Origin of the sequence: Pseudomonas jessenii (genome assembly GCF_002236115.1) — a bacterium.
GTDB classification, from domain to species: domain Bacteria; phylum Pseudomonadota; class Gammaproteobacteria; order Pseudomonadales; family Pseudomonadaceae; genus Aquipseudomonas; species Aquipseudomonas jessenii.
The window spans coordinates 678,340-704,403 of record NZ_NIWT01000003.1; the positions used below are offsets into that span (position 1 = coordinate 678,340).

22 protein-coding genes are annotated in these 26,064 nt (G+C 59.8%); 12 read left to right on the top strand and 10 right to left on the bottom strand.

All coding sequences use genetic code 11. The features are described 5' to 3' along the window. Positions 1–113: 113 nt before the first annotated feature. The 4 genes from PSJE_RS12315 to PSJE_RS12330 all read right to left on the bottom strand — a co-directional run bounded on the left by PSJE_RS12315 (position 114) and on the right by PSJE_RS12330 (position 4,293). Positions 114–878: an amino acid ABC transporter ATP-binding protein gene (locus PSJE_RS12315; RefSeq protein ID WP_007989979.1), complete on the bottom strand. Its 765-nt coding sequence runs from the start codon at positions 876–878 to the stop codon at positions 114–116. A 28-nt stretch (positions 879–906) separates the two neighbouring features. Then, positions 907–2,004: an amino acid ABC transporter permease gene (locus PSJE_RS12320; RefSeq protein ID WP_057713401.1), complete on the bottom strand. Its 1,098-nt coding sequence runs from the start codon at positions 2,002–2,004 to the stop codon at positions 907–909. A gap of 10 nt (positions 2,005–2,014) precedes the next feature. Next, positions 2,015–3,196, bottom strand: a complete 1,182-nt coding sequence (locus PSJE_RS12325) for an amino acid ABC transporter permease (RefSeq protein ID WP_090457576.1) — start codon at positions 3,194–3,196, stop codon at positions 2,015–2,017. A gap of 65 nt (positions 3,197–3,261) precedes the next feature. After that, positions 3,262–4,293 (bottom strand): amino acid ABC transporter substrate-binding protein, encoded by a 1,032-nt coding sequence (locus tag PSJE_RS12330; RefSeq protein WP_008018591.1) that lies wholly within the window; start codon positions 4,291–4,293, stop codon positions 3,262–3,264. A 469-nt stretch (positions 4,294–4,762) separates the two neighbouring features. Between PSJE_RS12330 and PSJE_RS12335 the strand changes: the two genes are divergently transcribed. The 5 genes from PSJE_RS12335 to PSJE_RS12355 all read left to right on the top strand — a co-directional run bounded on the left by PSJE_RS12335 (position 4,763) and on the right by PSJE_RS12355 (position 10,017). Next, entirely contained in the window at positions 4,763–5,419 is a 657-nt protein-coding gene (locus PSJE_RS12335; protein ID WP_057713399.1) for an alpha/beta hydrolase, read from the top strand. A 98-nt stretch (positions 5,420–5,517) separates the two neighbouring features. Beyond that, positions 5,518–7,008, top strand: a complete 1,491-nt coding sequence (gene rhlB, locus PSJE_RS12340; protein ID WP_090457577.1) for an ATP-dependent RNA helicase RhlB — start codon at positions 5,518–5,520, stop codon at positions 7,006–7,008. A gap of 138 nt (positions 7,009–7,146) precedes the next feature. Continuing rightward, positions 7,147–8,091, top strand: coding sequence for an ornithine cyclodeaminase family protein (locus PSJE_RS12345; protein WP_090457578.1), 945 nt, complete (start codon positions 7,147–7,149; stop codon positions 8,089–8,091). A 66-nt stretch (positions 8,092–8,157) separates the two neighbouring features. Next, entirely contained in the window at positions 8,158–9,285 is a 1,128-nt protein-coding gene (locus tag PSJE_RS12350; RefSeq protein ID WP_090457579.1) for an NAD(P)/FAD-dependent oxidoreductase, read from the top strand. Between the two features lie 90 nt (positions 9,286–9,375). Next, a complete protein-coding gene (locus PSJE_RS12355) occupies positions 9,376–10,017 on the top strand; it encodes a helix-turn-helix transcriptional regulator (protein ID WP_007972668.1) in 642 nt (213 codons plus the stop codon). A 130-nt stretch (positions 10,018–10,147) separates the two neighbouring features. On the opposite strand, the gene PSJE_RS12360 is transcribed toward PSJE_RS12355, so the two are convergent. The 6 genes from PSJE_RS12360 to PSJE_RS12385 all read right to left on the bottom strand — a co-directional run bounded on the left by PSJE_RS12360 (position 10,148) and on the right by PSJE_RS12385 (position 15,490). Further along, complete coding sequence (locus PSJE_RS12360; RefSeq protein WP_057713394.1) at positions 10,148–10,924, bottom strand: ABC transporter substrate-binding protein; 777 nt, start codon at positions 10,922–10,924, stop codon at positions 10,148–10,150. Between the two features lie 306 nt (positions 10,925–11,230). Further along, complete coding sequence (gene moaE, locus PSJE_RS12365; protein ID WP_007989960.1) at positions 11,231–11,683, bottom strand: molybdopterin synthase catalytic subunit MoaE; 453 nt, start codon at positions 11,681–11,683, stop codon at positions 11,231–11,233. 3 nt (positions 11,684–11,686) lie between these two features. Further along, positions 11,687–11,929, bottom strand: coding sequence for a molybdopterin converting factor subunit 1 (gene moaD, locus PSJE_RS12370; protein WP_057713393.1), 243 nt, complete (start codon positions 11,927–11,929; stop codon positions 11,687–11,689). Next, entirely contained in the window at positions 11,926–12,399 is a 474-nt protein-coding gene (gene moaC, locus PSJE_RS12375; RefSeq protein ID WP_057713392.1) for a cyclic pyranopterin monophosphate synthase MoaC, read from the bottom strand. Before moaC ends, moaD begins: the two co-directional genes overlap by 4 nt. Before the next feature lie 235 nt (positions 12,400–12,634). Then, complete coding sequence (locus PSJE_RS12380; RefSeq protein ID WP_008050144.1) at positions 12,635–14,029, bottom strand: PhoH family protein; 1,395 nt, start codon at positions 14,027–14,029, stop codon at positions 12,635–12,637. 336 nt (positions 14,030–14,365) lie between these two features. Next, the gene (locus tag PSJE_RS12385; protein WP_090457581.1) at positions 14,366–15,490 is read right to left on the bottom strand and encodes a polysaccharide deacetylase family protein; all 1,125 of its coding nucleotides are present in this window, start codon (positions 15,488–15,490) and stop codon (positions 14,366–14,368) included. A 267-nt stretch (positions 15,491–15,757) separates the two neighbouring features. Between PSJE_RS12385 and yaaA the strand changes: the two genes are divergently transcribed. From yaaA to algG, 7 genes are all read left to right on the top strand, one after another. Then, positions 15,758–16,537, top strand: coding sequence for a peroxide stress protein YaaA (yaaA, locus tag PSJE_RS12390; protein WP_057713390.1), 780 nt, complete (start codon positions 15,758–15,760; stop codon positions 16,535–16,537). Positions 16,538–17,363: 826 nt separating this feature from the next. Continuing rightward, positions 17,364–18,680, top strand: coding sequence for a nucleotide sugar dehydrogenase (locus PSJE_RS12395; protein WP_057713389.1), 1,317 nt, complete (start codon positions 17,364–17,366; stop codon positions 18,678–18,680). A gap of 95 nt (positions 18,681–18,775) precedes the next feature. Beyond that, positions 18,776–20,257, top strand: a complete 1,482-nt coding sequence (gene alg8, locus PSJE_RS12400; protein ID WP_057713388.1) for a mannuronan synthase — start codon at positions 18,776–18,778, stop codon at positions 20,255–20,257. 36 nt (positions 20,258–20,293) lie between these two features. Beyond that, complete coding sequence (locus PSJE_RS12405; protein WP_057713387.1) at positions 20,294–21,463, top strand: alginate biosynthesis protein Alg44; 1,170 nt, start codon at positions 20,294–20,296, stop codon at positions 21,461–21,463. 15 nt (positions 21,464–21,478) lie between these two features. Beyond that, on the top strand, positions 21,479–22,981 hold the full coding sequence (algK, locus tag PSJE_RS12410; RefSeq protein ID WP_090457583.1) for an alginate biosynthesis TPR repeat lipoprotein AlgK: 1,503 nt from the start codon (positions 21,479–21,481) through the stop codon (positions 22,979–22,981). After that, positions 22,978–24,462: an alginate export family protein gene (locus tag PSJE_RS12415; RefSeq protein ID WP_090457585.1), complete on the top strand. Its 1,485-nt coding sequence runs from the start codon at positions 22,978–22,980 to the stop codon at positions 24,460–24,462. Before algK ends, PSJE_RS12415 begins: the two co-directional genes overlap by 4 nt. A gap of 26 nt (positions 24,463–24,488) precedes the next feature. Next, positions 24,489–26,063 carry a mannuronan 5-epimerase AlgG gene (gene algG / locus PSJE_RS12420; protein ID WP_057713384.1) on the top strand — a complete coding sequence of 525 codons (1,575 nt, stop codon included), beginning with the start codon at positions 24,489–24,491 and terminating at the stop codon, positions 26,061–26,063. Position 26,064 lies beyond the last annotated feature (1 nt).

The window sequence follows — 26,064 nt, forward strand, 5'->3', positions numbered from 1 at the left end:
GCAGCGCTCTCCAGTCCATCGCGAGCAAGCTCGCTCCTACAGGGGTATGAGTTTTCCGCAGGCAAAAATAAACCCGGAACTCAGTCCGGGTTTATTTCAGTGCCTGGGGTTGATCAATGCAGGATCTGGCTCAGGAACAGCTTGGTGCGCTCGTTCTGCGGCTTGTCGAAGAAGTCGTTCGGCGCAGCCTGTTCGACGATTTCGCCCTTGTCCATGAAGATCACGCGGTTGGCCACGGTGCGCGCGAAGCCCATTTCATGGGTCACGCAGAGCATGGTCATGCCGTCTTCGGCCAGGCCGATCATGGTGTCCAGTACCTCTTTCACCATCTCCGGGTCGAGTGCCGACGTCGGTTCGTCGAACAGCATGATCTTCGGCTTCATGCACAGCGCGCGAGCGATCGCCACACGCTGTTGCTGACCGCCGGACAGTTGCCCCGGGTACTTGTGCGCCTGCTCCGGAATGCGTACGCGTTCCAGGTAGTGCATGGCAATTTCCTCGGCCTTGCGCTTGGGCATCTTGCGCACCCACATCGGCGCCAGGGTGCAGTTCTGCAAGATGGTCAGGTGCGGGAACAGGTTGAAGTGCTGGAACACCATGCCGACTTCACGGCGGATCGCTTCGATCTGCTTGAGGTCGTTGGTCAGCTCCACGCCATCGACCACGATGCGGCCCTGCTGGTGCTCTTCCAGACGGTTGAGGCAGCGGATGGTGGTGGACTTTCCGGAACCCGACGGGCCGCACAGCACGATACGCTCGCCCTGCTTGACGTTGAGGTTGATGTCCTTGAGTACGTGAAACTGACCGTACCACTTGTTCACGCCCTGCATCTGAATAATGCCTTCAGGGCTCACAGGCTGTTTGATTGCTTCGCTCATCACAAAACTTCCTAAATTAGGTAGCGACTTAGCGCTTGTGGCCAGTGTCGAGCTTGCGTTCCAGATGCATGGAATAGCGCGACATACCAAAACAGAAAATCCAGAACACCAGGGCGGCGAACACATAGCCTTCGGTGGCCATGCCCAGCCATTTCGGGTCGGCGGCGGCTTGCTTGACGCTGTTGAGCAGGTCGAACAGGCCGATGATGATCACCAGGCTCGTATCCTTGAACAGCGCAATGAAGGTGTTGACGATGCCGGGGATCACCAGTTTCAGGGCCTGCGGCAGAATCACCAGACCCATGCTGCGCCAGTAACCCAGGCCCATCGCCGCCGCCGCTTCGTACTGTCCCTTGGGAATTGCTTGCAGACCACCGCGCACCACTTCGGCCACGTAGGCCGACTGGAACAGGATCACGCCGATCAGCGCCCGCAGCAGCTTGTCGAAGTTCATGCCTTCCGGCAGGAACAACGGCAGCATCACCGAGGACATGAACAGCACCGTGATCAATGGCACGCCGCGCCAGAACTCGATGAAGGTCACGCAGACCACGCGAATCGCCGGCATGTTCGAACGACGGCCCAGCGCCAGGACGATCCCCAGTGGCAACGCACCGGCGATGCCGACGGTGGCAATCACCAGGGTCAGCATCAGGCCGCCCCACTGGCTGGTCGCCACGGCGTCCAGACCCAATACGCCGCCATGCAGCAGACACCAGGCAATGATCGGGTACAGCACCAGGAAGCTCAGCCCGTACACCGCCTTATGGTGAAAGCGCGAGATGAACAACGGCGCCACGCCGACAATCGCCAGCCACACCGTCAGGTCCACGCGCCAGCGCAGTACCGGCGGGTAGTAGCCGTACATGAACTGGCCGAAGCGCTGTTGGATGAACACCCAGCAGGCGCCCTCCTTCGTGCAGTCGGCCTGGCTGGTGCCGACCCAGTTGGCGTCAAGGATCGCCCACTGCAGGATCGGCGGTACCACCAGGTAGATGAGGTAGAACGCAAACAGGGTCAGCAGGGTGTTGAGCCAGCTGGAGAACATGTTCGCGCGCATCCACGCCATCGGGCCGAAGACCTTGGCCGGCGGTGGCATGTCGGGTTTGAAAGTATGAGTACTCATGCGCTTTTCCTTACCGCTCGATCAGCGCAATGCGCTTGTTGTACCAGTTCATCAGCAGGGAAATGCTGATACTGATCGCCAGGTACACGCTCATGGTGATGGCAATCACCTCGATCGCCTGGCCGGTCTGGTTGAGCACGGTCCCGGCAAACAGCGAGACCATTTCCGGATAACCGATACCGGCCGCCAGCGAGGAGTTCTTCGCCAGGTTCAGGTATTGGCTGGTCAGCGGCGGGATGATCACGCGCAGGGCTTGCGGGATGATCACCTTGCGCAGGGTCGGACCGTTGCGCAGGCCGAGGGAATGCGCCGCTTCGGTCTGGCCGTGGCTGACCGACTTGATGCCAGAGCGCACGATCTCGGCGATGAACGCCGCGGTGTACACGGTCAAAGCCAGCGTCAGCGCCAGCAGTTCCGGGATCAACACCCAGCCGCCGACGAAGTTGAAGCCTTGCAGCTTCGGCATTTCCCAGTGCACCGGTGCACCGAAAATCAGCGCACACAGCGCAGGGATGACCAGGAACATCGCCAGGCCAACCCAGAACTTGTGGAACGGCACACCGGTGGCTTCGAAGCGCTTGGTGGCCCAGCGGCTCATCAGCACGATGGCGACTATGGCGACTACAACGCTGGTCACAAACGGCCAGAAGCCGTCCGCCATCAACGCGGCCGGCATGTTCAGGCCACGGCTGCTGACGAAGAAGGTGTCGCCGAAGTTATGACTGTTGCGCGGCCCCGGCATGGTCAGGAACACCGCGAAGTACCAGAACAGGATCTGCAGCAGCGGCGGAATGTTGCGGAAGACTTCCACATACACCGTCGCCAGCTTGGCGATGATCCAGTTCTTCGACAGCCGCGCCACACCCACGATGAAACCCAGGATCGTCGCCAGGATCACGCCGATGAAGGTCACCAGCAAGGTGTTGAGCAGACCAATGACAAACACCCGGGCGTATGTGTCCGCTTCGGTGTAGTCGATCAGGTGTTGAGCGATGCCGAAACCGGCACTGCGCTCCAGAAAGTCGAAACCGGAGGTAATGCCCCGGTGTTGCAGGTTGGTCTGGGTGTTATCGAACAGATACCAGCCCAGCGAGACCACCGCGATAATCGTGATGATCTGGAATACCCAAGCACGCACGCGTGGATCGCTGAGGCTGAGCCTCTGCTTTGGTGCGCCGATTGAATTTTGCATGAAGTGCCCCGGAAATAATGGAACAGAACATCACCCGGTGGTTGGCCCACCGGGTGATAGAACCATCAGCGCACTGGTGGTGCGTATTGAATGCCGCCAGCGTTCCACAGAGCGTTCAGCCCGCGGTCGATTTCCAGCGGAGTGCTCTTGCCGAGGTTTTTCTCGAACACTTCGCCGTAGTTGCCGACTTGCTTGATGATCTGCACGACCCAGTCTTTCTTCACTTTCAGGTCTTTGCCGTATTCACCGTCGGTACCCAGCAGACGGGCAACGTCAGGGTTCTTGGTGCCCTTGGCTTCGGCTTCGACGTTCTTCGAAGTGATGCCGGCCTCTTCAGCGTTGAGCATGGCGTAGCCAGTCCAGCGCACGATGGCCAGCCACTCGTCGTCGCCATTACGCACGACCGGGCCCAGAGGCTCCTTGGAAATGGTTTCCGGCAGAACCACGTAGTCCTTCGGCGAAGCCAGCTTGCTGCGCTGGGCGAACAGCTGGGATTTGTCGGAGGTCAGTACGTCGCAACGACCGGATTCCAGCGACTTGGCGCTTTCGTCGGAGGTGTCGAAGGTGATCGGGGTGTATTTCAGGCCGTTGCCGCGGAAGTAATCGGAAACGTTCAGCTCGGTAGTAGTACCGGCCTGGATGCAGATGGTTGCACCGTCCAGTTCCTTGGCGCTCTTGACGCCCAGCTTGTTGTTTACCAGGAAGCCGATACCGTCGTAGTAGGTAATGAAGCCCGGGAATTTCAGGCCCATGCCCGCGTCACGGGAGCTGGTCATGGTGGTGTTGCGCGACAGAATGTCGATTTCGCCGGACTGCAGCGCGGTGAAGCGCTCCTTGGCGTTCAACTGGCTGAACTTGACCTTGGTCGCGTCGCCGAAGACTGCCGCCGCTACTGCACGGCAGTAGTCAGCATCGATACCCACGATCTTGCCGGTGGAATCCGGAACCGAGAAGCCTGGCAAGCCATCGCTGACGCCACACTGCACGAAACCTTTCTTCATCACTGCATCCAGGGTTGCGCCCGCCTGGGCAAACCCGCTGACACCGAGTACTGCGGCTGCAGTCACGATAGCCAGGGTGGATTTCAACATCTTCATTCAAACCTCCAGTTTTGCTCTTGTTGTGTCGGAGCGTGAGTCCTGTCGCACCCTTTTGAGGCGTAGTCGACCCGTGTTGGCTTGTTTTGGGGGTCAACCGACGTAAGACGTTAGCTATGAGTCTAGTAGGAGAAAATCCACGTCATGGAAAACTCACTCTCACCAGTCGGCCGAACGGGCTGTAGCCCTTTCACGTTCGCGAAGCCCCATATCGGCCTTTGGCGAACATCCATCACCGGATTCTTTTCAATCCCACTAATAACCTTGGCCTGATAGTGTTACCGACAGGCGTGGGATTTTTCATACAGACTTCGCCATAGCAAAGCCCGTACCACACTGCTCTCCGAAGCGGTTCAGCTGCAGGTCAATAGCAAAACTTGTAACCTTGCGACATCTTCGTAACTGATCAACCAGACACGCACTCAGCCTTAGCACTCAATGAGAGCGCACGCACAATTTTGGAGCAGCCATGACCAACCCCTTGATTCTTGAACCCGTCAAGACCGCAGATGCCTGCGTTATCTGGCTGCACGGCCTGGGTGCCGATCGCTACGACTTCCTGCCAGTGGCCGAAGCCCTGCAGGAAACCCTGTTGAGCACCCGCTTTGTTTTGCCCCAGGCGCCGAGCCGCGCCGTCACCATCAATGGCGGATACGAGATGCCGAGCTGGTACGACATATTGGCCATGAGCCCCGCGCGCGCGATCAACCGCGAGCAATTGGAAGAATCTGCCAACTGGATCATCGAACTGATCGAAACGCAGAAGGCCAGCGGAATAGACGCCTCGCGGATTTTCCTGGCAGGTTTTTCACAGGGTGGTGCGGTGGTGCTCCACACCGCGTTTCTGAAATGGCAGGGACCACTGGGTGGCGTACTCGCCCTCTCCACTTATGCACCGACTTTCAGTGACCAACTGGAAATGTCCGCCAGCCAGCAGCGCATTCCAGTGCTGTGCCTGCACGGCCAGTACGACGATGTGGTGCAGAACTCGATGGGGCGCAGCGCCTACGAGCATTTGAAGCTGCGTGGTGTCACCGTGACATGGCAGGAATACCCAATGGGTCACGAAGTGTTACCCGAAGAAATTCGCGACATCGGCGTCTGGCTCGCCGAGCGCTTGCGTTAAGCATTTCTGTTTAAAAGCGCCCTTTGATCCATCCCACTACGCCGCGCCCGATTCTTGCATTACACTGCCCGGCGTACATTCCTTAACCAATTGATGAGATGACCGTGCTCAAAGCACTCAAGAAAATGTTCGGTAAAAGCGAGACTGAGCAACTCGCGCCAGTCCCCAGCGCTCCGTCTCACGCTCCCGGCCACCGCACCGACGGCAATCAGTCTGAACGGACCGCCACCACGACTGCACCCAAGCACGAGCCGAAAACCGTAGAAGACGCCCAGCCTGCGGCGATCACAGCCCCGGAGCAGCCGCGCAGCGACACGCCGAAACCCGCCAAACCGCGCCGTGAACCCAAGCCCAAGGCACCGGTCATCCCATGGAAACTCGAAGACTTCGTCGTCGAACCCCAGGAAGGCAAGACCCGCTTCCACGATTTCAAACTCGCCCCTGAACTGATGCACGCCATCCAGGATCTGGGCTTCCCGTATTGCACGCCGATCCAGGCACAGGTGCTGGGCTTCACCCTCGCGGGCAAAGACGCCATCGGCCGCGCCCAGACCGGTACCGGCAAGACCGCTGCGTTCCTGATCTCGATCATCACCCAGTTGCTGCAAACCCCGCCGCCGAAAGAGCGCTACATGGGTGAGCCAAGGGCACTGATCATCGCGCCGACCCGCGAACTGGTGGTGCAGATCGCCAAGGACGCCGCCGACCTGACCAAGTACACCGGCCTCAACGTCATGACGTTCGTCGGTGGCATGGACTTCGACAAGCAGCTCAAGCACCTCGAAGCCCGCCACTGCGACATCCTCGTGGCCACGCCGGGCCGCCTGCTGGACTTCAACCAGCGCGGCGACGTGCATCTGGACATGGTCGAAGTGATGGTGCTGGACGAAGCAGACCGCATGCTCGACATGGGCTTCATCCCGCAAGTGCGCCAGATCATTCGCCAGACGCCGCCGAAGTCCGAGCGCCAGACGCTGCTGTTCTCCGCGACCTTCACTGAAGACGTGATGAACCTGGCCAAGCAATGGACCACCGATCCGTCGATCGTCGAGATCGAGTCGCAGAACGTTGCCAACGAAAACGTCGAGCAGCACATCTACGCGGTGGCCGGTGCCGACAAGTACAAACTGCTCTACAACCTGGTCAACGACAATGGTTGGGAGCGGGTCATTGTCTTCGCCAACCGCAAGGATGAAGTACGGCGCATCGAAGAACGCCTGGTGCGCGACGGCATCAACGCCGCGCAACTGTCCGGCGACGTGCCGCAGCACAAGCGCATCAAGACCCTCGAAGGCTTCCGCGAAGGCAAGATCCGCGTACTGGTCGCCACCGATGTGGCCGGTCGTGGTATCCACATCGACGGCATCAGCCACGTGATCAACTTCACCCTGCCGGAAGTGCCGGACGACTACGTGCACCGCATCGGTCGTACCGGTCGTGCGGGTGCCGACGGTGTGTCCATCAGCTTTGCCGGTGAAGACGACTCTTACCAGCTACCGTCCATCGAGGAAAAGCTGGGGCGCAAGATCAGCTGTGAAACGCCACCGACGCATCTGTTGCGGGCCGTTGAACGCAAGCGTCCTCATTAAGCGACGCTGAAAAGACAAGCGCAGCCGGAAACGGACTGCGCTTTTTTTTCGCCCGGCTTTTTTTCAACAGGAGCTTGCTCGCGATAACTAAAAGTCCATAATAGACAAATTAGTTTAATTCCAACTCCGGAGCCGACCATGTCCAGCACGCCCCAAGTGATCCCCCAAGCCCAGGCTCGCGAGCTACTGGCGCAGGTCGATGTACCGCAGATCCTGCGCAAACTGTTCCGCGAGCTGGCCGCTGGGCAGGCCGTACAACCGGCGCAGCAACTGGTGGAGTTTCCACAGGGCGCCGGCGATTTCATCAACTACCTGGGCGTGTTGGCTGAAGACGGCGTGTACGGGATCAAGACGTCACCGTACATCGTCCGTGAGCAGGGGCCGCTGGTGACTGCATGGACGCTGCTGATGTCGATGCAGACCGGCCAGCCGCTGTTGCTGTGCGATGCCGGAGAACTGACCACCGCGCGCACGGCGGCCACCACCGCCGTGGCGGTCGACGCCCTCGCGCCACTCACAGCCAATCGCCTGGCCATCATCGGTAGCGGTAAAGTGGCCCAGGCGCACCTGCACTACGTGAAAGGCCTGCGCGACTGGCAGAGCATCTGCCTGTACTCGCCGAGCTTGAGCGAAGATGCCGAAACCGTGAGCCTGCTGAAAAACATCGAGCCACGCCTGAACATCGTCGATAGTCGCGAAGCTGCCGTTCAGGACGCCGACGTGATCATGCTCTGCACCTCGTCCGCCGGTCCGGTGATCGATCCATCGAGCTTGCGCAAACCGGCGTTGATCACCTCCATCAGCACCAATGCGCCGCGTGCCCACGAAGTGCCGCCGCAGAGCCTCAACGACATGCAGGTGTTCTGTGACTATCGCCTGACTACCCCGGGCTCGGCCGGCGAAATGCTGATCGCCGCCGAACGGCACGGCTGGGACAAGGGCGCGATTGTTGGCGACCTGCCCGACCTACTCAGCGAGAAGGTGCAGCGCCCCGACTACGACCGTCACGTGTTTTTCCGCTCCATCGGCCTGGGCCTGGAAGACATTGCGCTGGCCAATGCGATCTATCGCCTGCAGCCCTGACACCACCACTCGCTCCCACAGAAAATTTCTTCACCATAGGCACTTACGCCCCATCAGGAGACGTTCATGAGCCAGGCAGATTTCATCATCATCGGCGGCGGAATTGCCGGTGCTTCCACAGGCTTCTGGTTGTCGCAGCACGGCCGCGTGATCGTGCTCGAACGCGAATCCCATCCGGCCTATCACTCCACCGGCCGTTCGGCGGCGCTGTACACCGCGGCCTACGGCACCCCGCAAGTGCGGGCGCTGACCCTGGCCAGCCGGGACTTTTTCGACAACCCGCCCAGCGGTTTCTGCGAACACCCGCTGCTGACCCCGCGGGGCGAAATGACCGTGGACTTGACCGGCGACCCGGACGAACTGAACAGGCAATACCAGAGCGCAAAAACCACGGTGCCGGAGATGCAATTGCTCGGCGCCGACGAGGCCTGCGCGCTGGTGCCGATCCTGCGCCGGGAAAAGGTCCACGGCGCCATCTACGACCCGACCGCCAGCGACATCGACACCGACGCCCTGCACCAGGGCTATTTGCGCGGTATCCGCCGCAACCAGGGCGAAGTGCATACCGACAGCGAAGTCGTCGGCCTGAGCCGCGACGGCCAAGGTGTATGGCACGTTCAGACCAACAGCCAGACGTTCAGCGCGCCAATCATCATCAACGCCGCCGGCGCCTGGGCCGACAAGATCGGCGAACTGGCCGGCGCCAAACCGCTGGGCCTGCAACCCAAACGCCGTGCCGCGTTCATCTTCGCCGGCCCCGAAGGCGTGGACATCCACCATTGGCCGATGCTGGTCAGCCTCGACGAGTCCTTCTACATGAAACCCGACGCCGGGATGTTCCTCGGCTCGCCGGCCAACGCCGACCCGGTGGAACCCCACGACGTGCAGCCCGAAGAGCTGGACATCGCCATGGGCATCTACCAGATCGAAGAAGCCACGACCCTGACCATTCGCCGCCCGACACGCACCTGGGCTGGCCTGCGCAGCTTCGTCAGCGACGGCGACCTGTTGTCCGGCTTCGACCCACAGGTAGCGGGGCTGTTCTGGGTCGCGGCACAAGGCGGTTATGGCATCCAGACTTCGCCGGCCATGGGCCAGGCCAGCGCGGCACTGGTGCGTGGTGCGGCGTTGCCCGAGTCGCTCGGCCGTTTCGGCCTGAATGCCGAAATGCTCTCCCCTGCCCGCCTCGGCTGATCCTGATCCTCAGGTGACGTGTCCACACGATTACGGCACACTTTCAGCGCCCCTTTGATGGGGCGCTGACGCTGCCTGGAGTTCCACTGTATGAACGCCCCCGAAAAAGACTCGGCCCTGGACGACACGTCCCTGGATAACTTCCACGCGATAGCCGACGCCATCGCCACGTTGTTTTTCCCCCACGCCGAAGTGGTGCTGCACGACCTGCGCACGCAAAAGGTCGACTACATCGCCAACAACCTGTCCAAGCGGGAAATCGGCGACGACTCGGCGCTGGAAGACATGCTCAGCGACGATGTCAGCGAACGAAACATCGGGCCGTACGAAAAGCTCAATTGGGATGGTCAGAAGATTCGCAGCCTCAGCACGGTGCTACGGGACAGCGAAGGTCATCCGCTGGCGGTGTTGTGCATCAACCTGAATATTTCGCTGTTCGAGAATGCCAAGGCCGCCTTGGACCTGTTCCTGTCGCCGACCAAGCTGATCCCGCAACCGGATGCACTGTTTCGCGATGACTGGCAGGAGCGGATCAACACCTTCCTCCACGCCTGGCTGCGTGAGCGCCAGTTGAGCCTGAATCTGCTGACCCGCGACCACAAGCGTGAACTGGTGCTGGCGTTGCACGCCGAAGGCGCGTTCAAGGGCAAAAGCGCCTCGAACTACGTGGCCAATGTGCTGAACATGGGCCGGGCGACGGTGTACAAGCATTTGAAGGAATTGAAGGGCTGAACCCTGAGAGATGTACTGGCTGGCAGGGCCTCATCGCGAGCAAGCTCGCTCCCACAGTGTCCGAGTCGTGCGCAAGAGATATGTACACCACTGAACCTGTGGGAGCGAGCTTGCTCGCGATGGCGGTTTGTCAGTCGCCGTAGATATCAGACTTGAAGTACTTCTCGGAAATCTTCTGGTACTCACCACTGGCGCGAATGCCATCAATGGCCGTGTTCAGCTCGCTGACCAACTCGGTGTTGCCCTTGCGCACTGCAATCCCGGCACCCTCGCCCACATATTTCGGATCTTTGAGCTCCGGCCCGACAAAGGCGTAACCCTTGCCACGGGGCATCGACAGGAAGTCATTCAGTGGAATGGTGTCGGCAAAAATCGCGTCGAGGCGACCGGCGGCCAGGTCCATGTAGATTTCTTCGTTGTTGCTGTAGCGCTTGACGTTGATGCCCTTGGGCTCGAACACCTCGGAGGCGTAACGGTCGGTGGTGGTGGCGCGCTGCACACCGACAGTCTTGCCCTTGAGGCTGGCGTACTGGTCATCCACCACCGCGCCGTCCTTCATCACCAGACGCGACGAAGTGAAATAGTACTTGTGGGTGAAGTCCACCGACTTCTTGCGGTCTTCATTGATGGTCATGGACGACAGCGCCATGTCGATTTTCTTCACCTTCAGGGACGGAATCAGACCATCGAACTCGCCTTCGACCCACACACACTTGGCCTTCATCTGTGCGCACAAGGCATTGCCGATGTCATAGTCGAAACCGACGATTTCGCCTTTGTCGGTTTTCGAGGCGAACGGTGGATACGCCGCTTCGATACCGATGCGCAGGGTTTTCTCGGCGGCGAACACAGAGCTGCACGCCAACAGGCTCAGGGCCAGACCGGTAATGAGGGGGAACTTCTTCATGTTCGTTTTCTCGCGGTTGTTGTTGGTTTGGCAAGACAGAAGAAAAAGCTGAAACGGGTGGATACTTTTTTTGTACTTATAATTCCATACTGGACTTTTATGTATGAACCGTCAATGAGGTAAATGCAGCCCGTTCCGGCCGATGGTCGGGTGGTGAATCCGGGAGTGATTGGTTGAATCGAAAGGCCTCATCGCGAGCAAGCTCGCTCCCACAGTGGATCTGGATGAACACAAACTTTGTGTACGACGCAGAACCCTGTGGGAGCGGGCTTGCCCGCGAAGACTGACTAAAGAACGCCGCAGAAACTACTGCTTCCAGCGATCCGCCGCCGCATGATCACTGTCACGCCCCTCGACCCAACGCGGCCCGTCACTGGTGTTTTCTTTCTTCCAGAACGGCGCACGGGTTTTCAGGTAATCCATGACAAAGGCGCAGGCGTCGAATGCCGCCTGACGATGGGCGCTGGCCGCGCCGACGAAGACTATCGGCTCGCCCGGCTCCAGGGCGCCGATGCGGTGCAGCACTTCCAGCTTGAGCAGCGGCCAGCGCTGCTCTGCCTCGATGGCGATCTTGCCCAACGCTTTTTCAGTCATGCCGGGATAGTGTTCGAGGAACATCCCGGCGACGTCGAGGCCGTCATTGAAGTCGCGTACGTAGCCGACAAAACTCACCACTGCACCCACGCCGACATTGGCATCGTGCATGGCGTTGACTTCGGCCCCAGGGTCGAACGCCGTGGACTGCACGCGAATCGCCATGGTTCAGCCTCCGGTCACAGTCGGAAAGAACGCCACTTCATCGCCGTCGCTGACCGGTTCGTCGAGCTGGCACAGGTCTTCGTTGCGGGCGCACATCAGGTTCTGCTCGCTCAACACCTCGGCACCATCACGTTGGGCCAACAGTGCGCGGACGTCGTCGACGGTAGCGAAGTTGCCTTCTACTTTCACCGAATCCAGACCCAACGCTTCACGATAACGGGCGAAAAACTTTACGGTAACGTTCATGACTGCTCCGCCTGGAAATGTCCGCTCTTGCCGCCGACCTTCTCCAGCAGACGCACGCTTTCGATGGTCATGCCACGGTCCACGGCCTTGCACATGTCGTAGATCGTCAGCGCGGCGACGCTGGCGGCGGTCAGGGCTTCCATCTCGACGCCGGTCTGCCCTGACAGCTTGCAACGCGCCACGATGCGCACCGAATCCTCGCCTTCGGCACTGAGCTCGACCTTGACACCGGTCAGCATCAGCGGATGGCACAGGGGAATCAGATCGCTGGTTTTCTTCGCCGCCTGGATACCGGCAATGCGTGCCACGGCAAACACATCACCCTTGGGGTGGCCGCCACTGACGATCATCTGCAGGGTTTCGGGCAGCATGCGCACCAGCGCTTGAGCGGTCGCCTCACGGAACGTCACAGCTTTTTCAGTGACGTCGACCATGTTGGCGCGACCTTGGGAATCGAGATGAGTCAGCACGGGATTACTCCTGATCAGGAGCGTCGATTGTAAACCTGCGGGTCAATTTTCCGCACGCACGATTATCGAGTCACCACAAACCAATGTGGGAGCGAGCTTGCTCGCGATAGCAACCTGCCATTCACCTGAAATGTCGACTGACACACCGTCATCGCGAGCAAGCTCGCTCCCACAGGTTTTTCATACGCCCATAAAAAACCGGGCGGCTTTAGGGCCGCCCGGTTCCGGTGGACAGTTACAGATGCGATTCGGCGTATTCGGCCAGGATCGAACGTGGTACCCCTTGCAGAGTGATGTGCACCCCGTTCGGGAAGTCCTTGAAGCGTTCAGTGAGGTAGGTCAGCCCGGAGCTGGTCGCGGACAGGTAAGGGGTGTCGATCTGTGCCAGGTTGCCCAGGCACACCACTTTGGAACCGGCACCGGCACGGGTGATGATGGTTTTCATCTGGTGCGGCGTGAGGTTCTGGCATTCGTCGATCAGGATCAGGCTCTGCTGGAAGCTGCGGCCCCGGATGTAGTTGAGGGATTTGAACTGCAACGGCACTTTGCTGAGGATGTAGTCGACGCTGCCATGGGTGCTTTCGTCATCCATGTGCAAGGCTTCGAGGTTGTCGGTGATGGCGCCCAGCCACGGCTCCATTTTTTCCGCTTCGGTGCCGGGCAGGAAGCCGATTTCCTGATCCAGGCCCTGCACGCTACGGGTAGCGATGATGCGGCGATAACGTTTGCTGACCATGGTCTGCTCGATCGCAGCGGCCAGCGCCAGGATGGTTTTACCCGAACCCGCGGCACCCGACAGGTTGACCAGGTGGATATCCGGATCGAGCAAGGCGTACAACGCCAGGCTCTGATAGATATCACGCGGCTTGAGGCCCCAGGCTTCCTGGTGCAGCAGCGGTTCCTGGTGCAGGTCGAGGATCAGCAAGCGGTCCTCTTCAATCTCCTTGATCCAGCCGACAAAGCCCTGTTCATCAATGATGAATTCGTTGATGTGCACCGCCGGCAGGTTGTCGATCAATTGCACCTGATGCCAGGTGCGGCCGTGGTCCTGACGGGTTTCGACCTTGCTCACGCGGTCCCAGAAAGAGCCGGTCATGTTGTGGTAGCCATTGGGCAGCAAGGACACGTCATCGACCAGTTGGTCGGTGCTGTAGTCCTCGGCCGCGATTCCGCAGGCGCGCGCCTTGAGGCGCATGTTGATGTCTTTGGTGACCAGCACCACGGGCTTCTTCGGATCGCGCGCGTGCAGGTCGATCAGTTGATTGATGATTTTGTTGTCGTTCAGGTGCTCGGGCAGAATCAGATTCGGCTCGGCATGCTTGCTCATCAGAATTGACAGCAAACCCTTGGGTCCGCTTTTGCCACGCTGGATCGGCACACCCTGCTCGACGTCCTCGGGTGAGGCATCGCCCAGAGTCTTGTCGATCAGGCGGATGGCCTGGCGGCATTCGGCGGCTACGCTGTGATGCCCGCTCTTGAGCTTGTCGAGCTCTTCAAGCACGGTCATCGGGATCGCGACGTGGTGTTCTTCGAAGTTAAGCAGCGCGTTTGGATCGTGAATCAATACGTTGGTATCGAGTACATAAAGGATTGGCTGGTTGGAAGAAGAGCTACGTCCGTGATCATCCATACTCGGTCACCTTTGTGGGAGCCATTCGACGCAATACCTTGACGGTGCTGCGCCTCGAAGTGACTGCCGAATACACCTGCGGGGACTCAAGTGTTCTGCATACATGCGGGGTCTTGGAAGACGCCACCTGTGTTGCAGGTTTCGGCGGTCTGTCTTCGTAATACTCCAAAACGTGTGACAGAAAAAAGTACTTTGACGCTTTTTTGAAGTTTATTTTGCAGATTGACCAATAGCACTTGGCGGACTGCCATCACCCGTTTAAAGTCGGAAGTCCACCTGCAACGAATCCCCTTCCAAAATTGCCAAAAACCCAATGTTTACGGGGTTTTGTCATTTTCAGCGAAACGCATCCTGGCAATCCTCCCAGCCGATCCCGACAGGCGCCGTTTGCGTGACCAGCCACGGCAACGCCGTTTTCACTGCATCCTGTTTCACATTGAAATTGATCACTCCGTGCCGCCACAGCAGCATCAGGGTCAGCACCCGTTGCGCACTCGGGTTGCCCTTGAGTTTGCCGGCACCGTCCTGGGCGTCGATGTCCCACAACGCTACCTGCAACCCTTGAGTCTTGAAGAAGCCTTCGGCATCGGAACGGCGCTGACCGTCGGGCGGACGGAACAGGGGCACGTAGTTCTCCGGCAGCTTGCTCTTGACCAGTTCGGCGCTGCGGCGCACCGAGTCCTGCCAGTCGTGCCAGTGGCTGTGGGAACGGAACTCCCAGCCTTGTACGCCGATGCACTGGCTCGAGTAGGTCGCTTGCAGGTTACTCACCGAATGTTCGGCCAAACGGGCCTGGATGTCCTTGCCGAGGACGAAGAACGTCCCGCTCATGTTCGACTTGCGCAGGTACTCGGCGACCCAGGCGGTGTTATCCGGTGCGGCGTTGGCCGCGCTGTCGAAGGTCAGCAGAAACAGCCGGTCATGCATCCCGTCGCCGCTGCGCTCATAGTCGCCAAAATGATCGACTTCGCTGCTGGTTTGCGGGAACAAAGCGGCCTTGCGCAGCTGTTCGTCCAGGTACTGGGTGTGGAACACACGGCTCGGCTCGGCCCACTTGATGTAATAGCTGTCTGCGCCGACCTGGAATTTGGCAGCCTGCTCGCGCATGGTGGGCATGTCTTCGACCAGAAAACAGAAGGAGGCATCCTGGTCGCAACTCTGTTGGGCGAAGTTGTAGTTGGCCAGCAGCCGTTGCCACATGCGCTGACGAACCCGGTCGACCGACTCCAGATTGATCGTGCGCAGGCCCAGGCGTTGGGCCAGGGCGGGTTCATCCAGCGACTCGCTGGCCAACAGGACACTGGAAAACATGAGGATCTCGGCCCTGGACGCCACGTCGAACAGTGTCGGGTTGCCGAGTTTCTCCGGCCAGGTGCTGCGATCGAGCGTCGCCACATCGCCCGGAGCCGCGATGGCGCCGAAGCTCAGTAGCCAGATCGAAATGAGAAAAGCGATACGCAATGGGATGTCTCCATAACAAAACCCGCGCGGCACTATAGCTGATCCACACACACCTCCTGCAGCAACACTGAACCACTGTGGGAGCGAGCTTGCTCGCGATAGCGATCTGACATTCAACAATGATGTCAGCTGACACACCGTCATCGCGAGCAAGCTCGCTCCCACAGGTTTTGTGCTATGCCACCAGTCATCACCTATGGACGCGATAGCTGGAGTCAACGAGGACAACCCCCTAGAATCGCCGCCACGATTAAAGGAGACGACTTCATGCTGATGGTGATTTCACCCGCCAAGACCCTCGACTATGAAACACCGCCGGCGACCCAGCGCTTCACCCAGCCGCAGTACCTCGACCACTCCCAGGAGTTGATCCTGCAATTGCGCGAGCTGACGCCCGCGCAAATCAGCGAATTGATGCACGTGTCCGACAAGATCGGCGGGCTCAACGCCGCGCGTTTCGGCAGCTGGACGCCCGCGTTCACCCCGGAAAACGCCAAGCAGGCGCTGCTGGCCTTCAAGGGCGATGTGTACACCGGCATGAATGCGCAAACCCTCAGCGAAGCCGATTTCGATTACGCCCAAAAACACCTGCGCATGCTCTCGGGCCTCTATGGCCTGCTGCGCCCGCTGGACCTGATGCAACCCTATCGCCTGGAAATGGGCACCAAACTGGCCAACGCTCGGGGCAAGGATTTGTATGCCTTCTGGGGCACGCGCATCAGCGAGTGGCTGAACGAAGCCTTGGTCGATCAAGGCGATGACGTGCTGCTCAACCTGGCGTCCAACGAGTACTTCTCGGCCGTCAAACGCAACGCCTTGAACGCGCGCATCATCAATACCGAATTCAAGGACCTGAAGAACGGCCAGTACAAGATCATCAGCTTCTACGCGAAAAAGGCCCGTGGCTTGATGAGTCGCTTCGTCATCGAAGAACGCATTAACGACCCGGCCACCCTCAAGCAGTTCGACGTTCAAGGCTATCGCTACAGCGCCGAACAGTCCAAGCCGGACAATCTGGTGTTTCTACGCGATCACGCACCAGAGTGATGCATCCGGTCGGTGCACGACCTCCACAAACCCTCGTGCGCCGACCCTTGATTCACTTCAGACTTCCCTGCCATTTCGCCATTTTTTTGGCGCCATAAAAACACCAACTGATTTTCTAACTTTAGTTTCACTCGACTTCAATCATTTTTTTGCGTAGTGGCACTGACTTTTTTTAACAGTAGTGGCAAAAAAATATCCCCTCTGTTGAGCCGCCTATATATAAAGGGCGAAACGGCAAGTGCTATCAATTTGAGAGCAGTGCCATCTTTCTCAATATTTCAAGAAATTTCAGATTTCGCGATGAGTGGGCTGGAACTATGTCCAAACGAGCCGCTCATACCACCGGTAACGATTCTCGCCGAGCGTGTACGAGATAACTTACGCAGATAAGCGATTCGTGTAGCGAAGTTGTAATATTAACTTGCGCTGACTAATCACCGATTTGGACAACAGCAATCGGACAGGAGATAACGCGGTATGACTATCCCCTACAAGGCCACGACAGCGCCCCTATAAACGTGCTCACCCGAGCACCCAACCGCTTGATCCACGGGCTTTCGGCCTGACATCAGGCGTGCAAGGCCGTTGCACCTGCATCCTTCCGACAGGAGGATCGGCTGCATAACAGGGCAAATCATAACAACAAGGCCTAGTTGCGCACCCCTTGAGTGCATTTATTTAGACACTCGTAACTTATATGCCAGCACAGGGCATTGCCGTGCCTGTAAGGCACACTTGCGAGTGCACTAAAACACGCTGAATACCATTAACTCCGGCCATTTAATGGCTTGATGTTTACAGGCTTGATAACAGAGAGGTAATTGCGATGCGCATCAGCATTTTTGGTTTGGGTTACGTCGGCGCAGTATGTGCCGGTTGCCTGTCTGCACGGGGCCATGACGTCGTTGGCGTCGATGTGGCCAAAGACAAGATCGATATGATCAATGCCGGCAAATCGCCGATCGTTGAACCAGGCCTGGGTGAACTTCTGGCCCAGGGCATCCAGACAGGTCGTCTGCGTGGCACCACCAACTTCGCCGAGGCGATTCGCGACACCGACCTGTCGATGATCTGCGTAGGCACGCCGAGCAAGAAGAACGGCGATCTGGAACTGAACTACATCGAGGCAGTGTGCCGCGAAATCGGTTTTGTCCTGCGTGACAAGACCACCCGCCACACCATCGTGGTGCGCAGCACCGTACTGCCGGGTACCGTGGCCAATGTGGTCATCCCGATTCTCGAAGACTGCTCCGGCAAGAAGGCCGGTGTTGATTTCGGCGTGGCCGTGAACCCTGAGTTCCTGCGCGAAAGCACCGCCATCGCCGACTACGACCAGCCGCCAATGACCGTCATCGGTGAATTCGACAAGGCGTCCGGCGACGTTCTGCAATCGCTGTACGAAGAGCTCGACGCACCGATCATCCGCAAGGACATCGCGGTCGCCGAGATGATCAAGTACACCTGCAACGTGTGGCACGCCACCAAGGTCACCTTCGCCAACGAAATCGGCAACATCGCCAAGGCGGTCGGCGTCGACGGTCGTGAAGTGATGGACGTGGTCTGCCAGGACAAGACCCTCAACCTGTCCCAGTACTACATGCGCCCAGGCTTCGCCTTCGGCGGCTCGTGCCTGCCAAAAGACGTACGTGCCCTGACCTACCGCGCCGGTTCCCTGGACGTGGAAGCCCCGTTGCTCAACTCGCTAATGCGCAGCAACGAATCCCAGGTGCAGAACGCTTTCGACATCGTTTCCAGCCACGACAAACGCAAAGTCGCCCTGCTGGGCTTGAGCTTCAAGGCCGGCACCGACGACCTGCGCGAAAGTCCGCTGGTCGACCTGGCGGAAATGCTGATCGGCAAGGGCTATGACCTGAGCATCTACGACAGCAACGTCGAGTACGCCCGCGTTCACGGTGCGAACAAGGACTACATCGAGTCGAAGATCCCTCACGTCTCGTCCTTGCTCAACTCCGACTTCGACGCGGTGATCAACAACTCCGACGTGATCATCCTCGGCAACCGCGACGAGAAGTTCCGCGCGCTGGTGCAGGAAGTTCCACACGGCAAGCAAGTGATCGACCTGGTCGGTTTCATGTCCAAGGCCACCAGCGTGACTGGCCGGACTGAAGGTATCTGCTGGTAAAGCAGCCGCAAGCTTCAAGCTCCAAGCCGCAAGTTCAAAGCTCCTCGCTTGGGGCTTGAAGCTTGGGGCTTGCAACTGACTTTAGGATTCCGATTATGCACAGGCTAAAACACGGCCTACTCCAGGCCGCCGGTTGGCTGTTCTACCTGAGTTTACTGATGGGCCTCGCCATGGCGTTGCCCGTGTCCACGTTCGACTCCGAGTCGAAGGACTTTATTTTCCTGATTGGCGCCGTGGGTATCTGGCGCTATTCGATGGGTGCCACCCACTTTGTGCGCGGCATGATTTTTCTGTACATCGTCTACCCGCACCTGCGGCGCAAAGTGCGCAAGCTGGGCAAAGCGGCTGACCCGTCCCACGTGTTCCTGATGGTCACCAGTTTCCGCATCGACGCCCTGACCACCGCGCAGGTCTACAGCTCGGTGATCCGCGAAGCCATCGACTGCGGTCTGCCTACCACCGTGGTCTGCTCCATCGTGGAAATGTCCGATGAGCTGCTGGTCAAAAGCCTGTGGAAACGGATGAACCCGCCGTCCCGGGTCAAGCTCGACTTCGTGCGCATTCCCGGCACCGGCAAACGCGATGGCCTGGCCTACGGCTTCCGCGCCATCTCCCGGCACCTGCCGGATGATCGCGCCGTGGTCGCGGTGATCGATGGCGACACCGTGCTGGCCGAAGGCGTAGTGCTCAAGACCGTGCCGTGGTTCCAGATGTTCGGCAACGTCGGCGGCCTGACCACCAACGAATTCTGCGAAGTGCGCGGCGGCTACATCATGAGCGAATGGCACAAGCTGCGTTTCGCCCAGCGTCACATCAACATGTGCTCCATGGCCTTGTCCAAGCGCGTGCTGACCATGACCGGCCGCATGTCGGTGTTCCGCGCCACCGTGGTCACCAACCCGGACTTCATCGCCGACGTGGAAAGCGACTCGCTGCAACACTGGCGCCTGGGTCGCTTCAAGTTCCTTACCGGCGATGACAAGTCGAGCTGGTTCAGCCTGATGCGCCTGGGCTACGACACGTTCTACGTGCCCGACGCGGCGATCAACACTGTTGAACACCCGCCGGAAAAGAGCTTCATCAAGGCCAGCCGCAAACTGATGTTCCGCTGGTACGGCAACAACCTGCGGCAGAACTCCCGCGCCCTGGGCCTGGGGGTCAAACGCCTCGGCGTGTTCACTTCGGTGGTGCTGTTCGACCAGCGCGTGTCGATGTGGACCTCGCTGCTGGGCCTGACCGTGGCGTTGATCGCCAGCTTCAAGTACGGCACCGCGTTCATCCTGGTGTACCTGCTGTGGATCGGCATAACCCGGTTCATCCTGACCTTGTTGCTGTCGTGCTCCGGACACCGGATCGGCCCGGCTTACCCGGCGATTCTCTATTACAACCAGATCGTCGGCGCGCTGGTGAAGATCTACGTGTTCTTCCGCCTCGACCAACAGTCCTGGACCCGCCAACCCACGTCTCTGACCCGTGATCTCGCCAGCTTTCAACGTTGGTTCAACACCTGGTCGTCTCGGACCATGACCTTCTCTGCCGGCAGCATTTTTGTCGCCGTGCTGCTGTTGATGGTCTGACCGCCCCCTTATTGAATTAACCAGGAAATCGCCTTTATGAATACCGCCGTCAACGCCAACGTAGTGCATGAATCCGAAGCCCAGCGCCAACACGCCCGAGTGAAAATCCCGGCCAAGTTGCGTTTCTTCGGCCCTGACCGGACGCCGGTCGAAGCCCGGGTGATCGACCTGTCCGCCGGTGGCCTGGCGTTCAACGCCGGTCAATTGCCGCTGAAGATGGGTGACGTGTACAAGGCCCGCCTGCAATTCGTCATCGACAACCTCGGCCTGGCCATGGACGTCGAGTTGCAGGTCCGCTCTTTCGATCGCGAGACCGGACGCGCCGGCTGCCAGTTCCAGAACCTGGAACCACGGGACATCTCGACCCTGCGCCACCTGATCACTTCGCACCTGGCTGGCGACATCGTCAGCGTGGGTGAAATGCTGGCGACCCTGCAGCGCGACAACTTCACCAAGGCGCGCAAGGTCAAGGACGGCGGCCACGGCATGTCCGCGTTCGGACGCCTGAAAGCCGTGACCTTCAGCCTGGGGATCTTCGTTGTCGGCGTGGCCGCATTCGGCTTTGTCTTCAAATCGGTGTATGGCATGTACTTCGTCAGCCACGCCCAGGCCGGTCTGGTCAGCGTGCCGGGCGTGAACATCACCATGCCCCGCGACGGCACCGTGCAGAGCCTGGTGAAAGCCGATGGCGTGGCCGCCAAGGGCGCACCGCTGGCGACCTTCAGCACCAGCATGCTCGACGTGCTCAAGGGCCATCTGGACGAAGACCAACTGCAACCGGCCAAGGTTGAAGAACTGTTCGGCAAGCAGATGACCGGCACCCTGACCTCGCCTTGCGACTGCACCGTGGCCCAGCAAATGGTCGCCAACGGTCAGTACGCCAGCAAGGGCGACGTGATCTTCCAACTGGTGCCGCGTAACAGCGAAGCCAATGTTGAAGCGCGCTTCTCCTATCGCCAGTTCGGCGACGTGCGCCCGGGTACTTCGGTGCGCTTCCAGATCGCTGGCGAGGACAAGAGCCGCACCGGCAAGATCGTCAGCAGCACAAGCCTGAAAAGCGCCGATCTGTCTTCGGACATCCGCGTGCTGATCCAGCCGGACGAAACCCTGGACAGCTCCCTCGCCGGCCGCCCGGTGGAAGTGAACAGCGACCGTGGCCCGAACCTGAACTGGCTGATCGACAAAGCCATGGCTGTCGGTCTTTAAGTCGAGGACATGCCTGTGACTACTCCAACCCTCAACACGCCGCCGACCCTGTGGGAGCGAGCTTGCTCGCGATGGGATCGACGCGGTCTGTCTGATGCACCGAGCCAGCCGCATCGCGAGCAAGCTCGCTCCCACATGGGATTTGCGTTCTGTTCGCTAGCCCTGGCGGTCAGCCTCAGCGGCTGCGCCGGCCTGCCCGACCAGCGCCTGGCCAACGAAGCGCTCAAACGTGGCGATACCGCCACCGCCGCGCAGAATTACCGGCAACTGGCCGACCTGGGCTACAGCGAAGCCCAGGTCGGCCTGGCCGATCTCCAGGTCGACAGCCGTGACCCGGCGCAGATGAAACAGGCCGAGGCGACTTACCGCGCCGCGGCCAGCGTTTCGCCGCGCGCCCAGGCACGCCTCGGTCGTCTGCTGGTGGCCAAGCCCGGTTCCACCGAAGCGGAACAACACGAAGCCGAAACCCTGTTGAAAAAAGCCGCTGCGGCGGGCGAAGGCAATACGCTGATCCCGTTGGCGATGCTGTACCTGCAATACCCGCACAGCTTCCCCAACGTGAATGCCCAGCAGCAGATCAGCCAATGGCGCGCCGAAGGCAAGCCGGAAGCGGGTCTGGCGCAGGTGCTGCTCTATCGCACCCAGGGCACCTACGACCAGCATCTGGATGACGTGGAAAAAATCTGCAAGGCCGCGCTCAACACCAGCGACATCTGCTACGTCGAACTGGCCACGGTCTATCAGAAACAGGCCAAGCCAGAGCAACAGGCCGAGCTGATCAAGCAGATGCAAGCGGCGCACGCACACGGCACCGTTTCGGCGCAGCGCGTCGACAGCGTCGCCCGCGTGCTCGCCGATGCCTCCCTGGGCAAGACCGACGAGAAAACCGCGCAGTCGCTGCTAGAGCCGATCGCACCGGGCTACCCGGCGTCGTGGGTCACCCTCGCGCAACTGCTCTACGACTTCCCCGAACTGGGCGACGTCGACCAGATGATGAAGTACCTGGACAACGGCCGCGCCGCCGACCAGCCCCGCGCCGAGCTGTTGCTGGGCAAGCTCTACTTCGAAGGCAAACTGGTGCCGGCCGACGCCAAGGTCGCCGAAGCGCATTTCCAGAAAGCCGTCGGCCGTGAAGTCGCTGCCGATTACTACCTCGGCCAGATTTATCGCCGTGGCTACCTGGGCAAGGTCTATCCGCAGAAGGCCCTCGACCATCTGTTGACCGCTGCGCGCAACGGCCAGAACAGCGCCGACTTCGCCATCGCCCAACTGTTTTCCCAAGGCAAGGGCACCAAGCCGGATCCGCTGAACGCCTATGTCTTCAGCCAACTGGCCCTGGCCCAGAACACTCCGCAAGCCACCGAGCTTGCGCAAACAATCCAAACGCAATTGCCGCCCGACCGGTTGGCCGAAGCCCAACGCCTGTTGAAACAAGAACAGGCCGTGCGCGGTGCCCTGAGCCCGAACACGCCGGAACTGCATGCCCTGCAAGAAGAAGATGGCGAGGAATCCCAATGAAGTTGAATCCATTCATGAAGGCCGGCATTGGCCTGACATTCGCGCTGATCTGGTCTTGCCCGACGCTGGCTGCGATGACTGAAGAAACCAAGAACTTCGGCCTGGACGTAAAAATCACCGGCCAGTCCGAAGACGACCGTGACCTCGGCACCGCCGACGGCGGCGACGTCAACGGCGTCGGTCTCGACCTGCGTCCGTGGGTCTACGGCGAAAGCGGCGCGTGGAGCGCCTACGCCATGGGTCAGGCGGTGACGTCCACCGACATCATCGAGACCGACACCCTGCAACAATCCGATGGCGCCGAGAACACCGACAATGGTGATCGCGAGACCAAGAAAAACTACCTGGCGATGCGTGAGTTCTGGGTCGGCTACAGCGGCTTCACGCCCTACCCCGGCGAGATCCTGAAGCTCGGTCGCCAGCGCCTGCGCAATGACGACGGCCAATGGCGCGACACCAACATCGAAGCCCTTAACTGGACCTTCGACACCACCCTGCTGCGCGCCAACGTCGGTATCGCCGAACGCTTCAGCGAGTACCGCACCGACCTCAAGGAGCTTGCGCCAGAGGACAAGGATCGCCTGCACGCTTACGCCGATGCGGCGTACCAGTGGACACCGGGCAACTGGGTGGGCATCCGCGGTCATCACACCCACGACGACGGCAAACTCGACTACGCACAACCGGGCGTGCCGAGCGATTCGCTGGACAAGAAACAGAACGGCGACATCAGTTGGCTCGGCCTCACCGCCGACAGCGACGCCTACAACTGGCGCAATACCAACACAGTCAACTACTGGGGCAGCATCACCGGCATGAGCGGCGACCGTGACACGGTCAATCCGCTGAACGCCGATGGCACCGCTCCCGCACAAGCCAAGCGCAGCGGCGATGTCGATGGCTGGGCCACCGATCTGGGTGTTCGCCTGCGCCTCGATCCGCAATGGCAAGTCGGTGCGGCCTACGCCCGCGCCAGCGAAGACTATGAACAGAACGGTCTGGAAAGTAACCGCTCGAACTACACCGGTACCCGCTCGCGCGTGCACCGCTTCGGCGAGGCCTTCCGTGGCGAAATGAACAACATGCAGAGCGCCACTCTGTTCGGTTCGTGGATGCTCAACGACGAATACGACGCCAGCCTGATCTACCACAAATTCTGGCGCGTCGACGGCAACAAGCCGGTCGGCAGCAACGGCATCGACGCAGTGCAGAACAATACCGATGACGTGACTGGCGCGATCCTCTCCAGTACGTCCCTGCCACTGAACGATGGCGAGAAAGACCTCGGTCAGGAAATGGACCTGGTGGTGACCAAGTACTTCAAGCAAGGCCTGTTGCCGGCTTCGATGAGTCAGGCGATCGATGAGCCTTCGGCCCTGGTGCGCTTTCGTGGCGGCGTGTTCAAGCCAGGCGATGCGTACGGCAAGGAAGTCGATTCGTACATGCACCGCGCGTTCATCGACGTGATCTGGCGCTTCTGATGCACATTGCGAAGGGAGTCTCCCAGATGAATCATCCAGCCCGAAAAGGCTCGATCAGCCTGCTGGCCGGCGCGATGCTGCTGGCCAGTGCGACTGGCTTCGCCAATGTGGAGCCGGCGAAGCCGGCAACCACGGCCAAGGAACTGCAACAGGCCAAGACCTACACCGTCAGCAGCGCACCGACCGCGCCGCTGGAACTGGCCACGCCGAAACTGCCGGACGTTTCCGGCTACACAGCCGAAGCCATCGCCGCGAAGATCGTGCGCAGCAAACCGGGCAAGATCAGCCTGCGCCGGATGATGCAGGAAGACGCCCTGAAGGACTTCATTGGTGGCGACAACAAGATGGCCGAGTGGGTAGTGCGTCAGCACGGTATCCCCCAGGCGATCTTCGTCGACGACGGCTACATGAACCTCAAGGACCTGGCGAAAAAGGTACCCAAGCAGTACTTCAGCGAAACCTCGCCGGGTGTGTTCCTGGCGAAGTTGCCGATCGTGGTCGGTCGCCACGGCATCCTGGAAATCGACAAACAGACCCAGGAACTGCGCCTGTCCCAGGAGGCCGGCTCGTTCCTGGTCAACGACGGCCAGCTGTTCGTTCGCGATACCAAAATCACTGGCTGGCGCGAGAAAGACAACGGCCCGGCGACGTTCAATTCGCCCAAGGAATTCCGTCCGTTCCTGCTGTCCTGGGGCGGCACCGAGACCTACATCGCCAACAGCAAGATCGCCAGTTTCGGCTACGCCAACAGTAAATCCTACGGCGTGAGTATTTCCCAGTACACGCCGAACATGGCCAAGGTGCTCAAGCGTCCTGAGCCGACCGGCTGGATCGTCGGCTCCGAGTTCTCGGACATGTGGTACGGCTTCTACTGCTATGAAACCCGCGACTTCGTGGTCAAGGGCAACACCTACAAAGACAACATCGTCTACGGCATCGACCCCCACGACCGTTCCCACGGTCTGATCATTGCCGACAACACGGTGTACGGGACCAAGAAGAAGCACGGGATCATTATTTCCCGTGAGGTCAACGACAGCTTCATCTTCAACAACCGCAGCTACGACAACAAGTTGTCGGGCCTGGTGATCGACCGTAACAGCGTGAACAACCTGATCGCCCACAACGAGATCTACCAGAACCACACCGACGGCATCACCCTCTACGAGAGTGCCGACAACCTGCTGTGGGGCAACAAAGTCGTCAGCAACCGTCGCCACGGCATCCGCATTCGTAACAGCGTGAACATTCGCCTGTACGAAAACGTCGCCATGGCCAACGGCCTGACCGGCGTCTATGGCCACATCAAGGACCTGAGCAACACCGACCGTGACATCAAGCTCGACCCGTTCGACGCCCAGGTGTCGCTGATCGTGGTCGGCGGTGAACTGGCGGCCAACGGCAGCGGGCCGCTGTCCATCGACTCGCCGCTGAGTGTCGAGTTGTATCGCGTGTCCATGCTCGCCCCGACCAAATCCAGCGGCATCAGCTTTTCGGGGATTCTCGGCGAGCGCCAGGATGAAATTCTCGACCTGCTGGTGCGCCAGCAGAAAGCCGTGCTGATCGACCCCGTCGAACGCCAGACCGAAATGCGGGACTGAG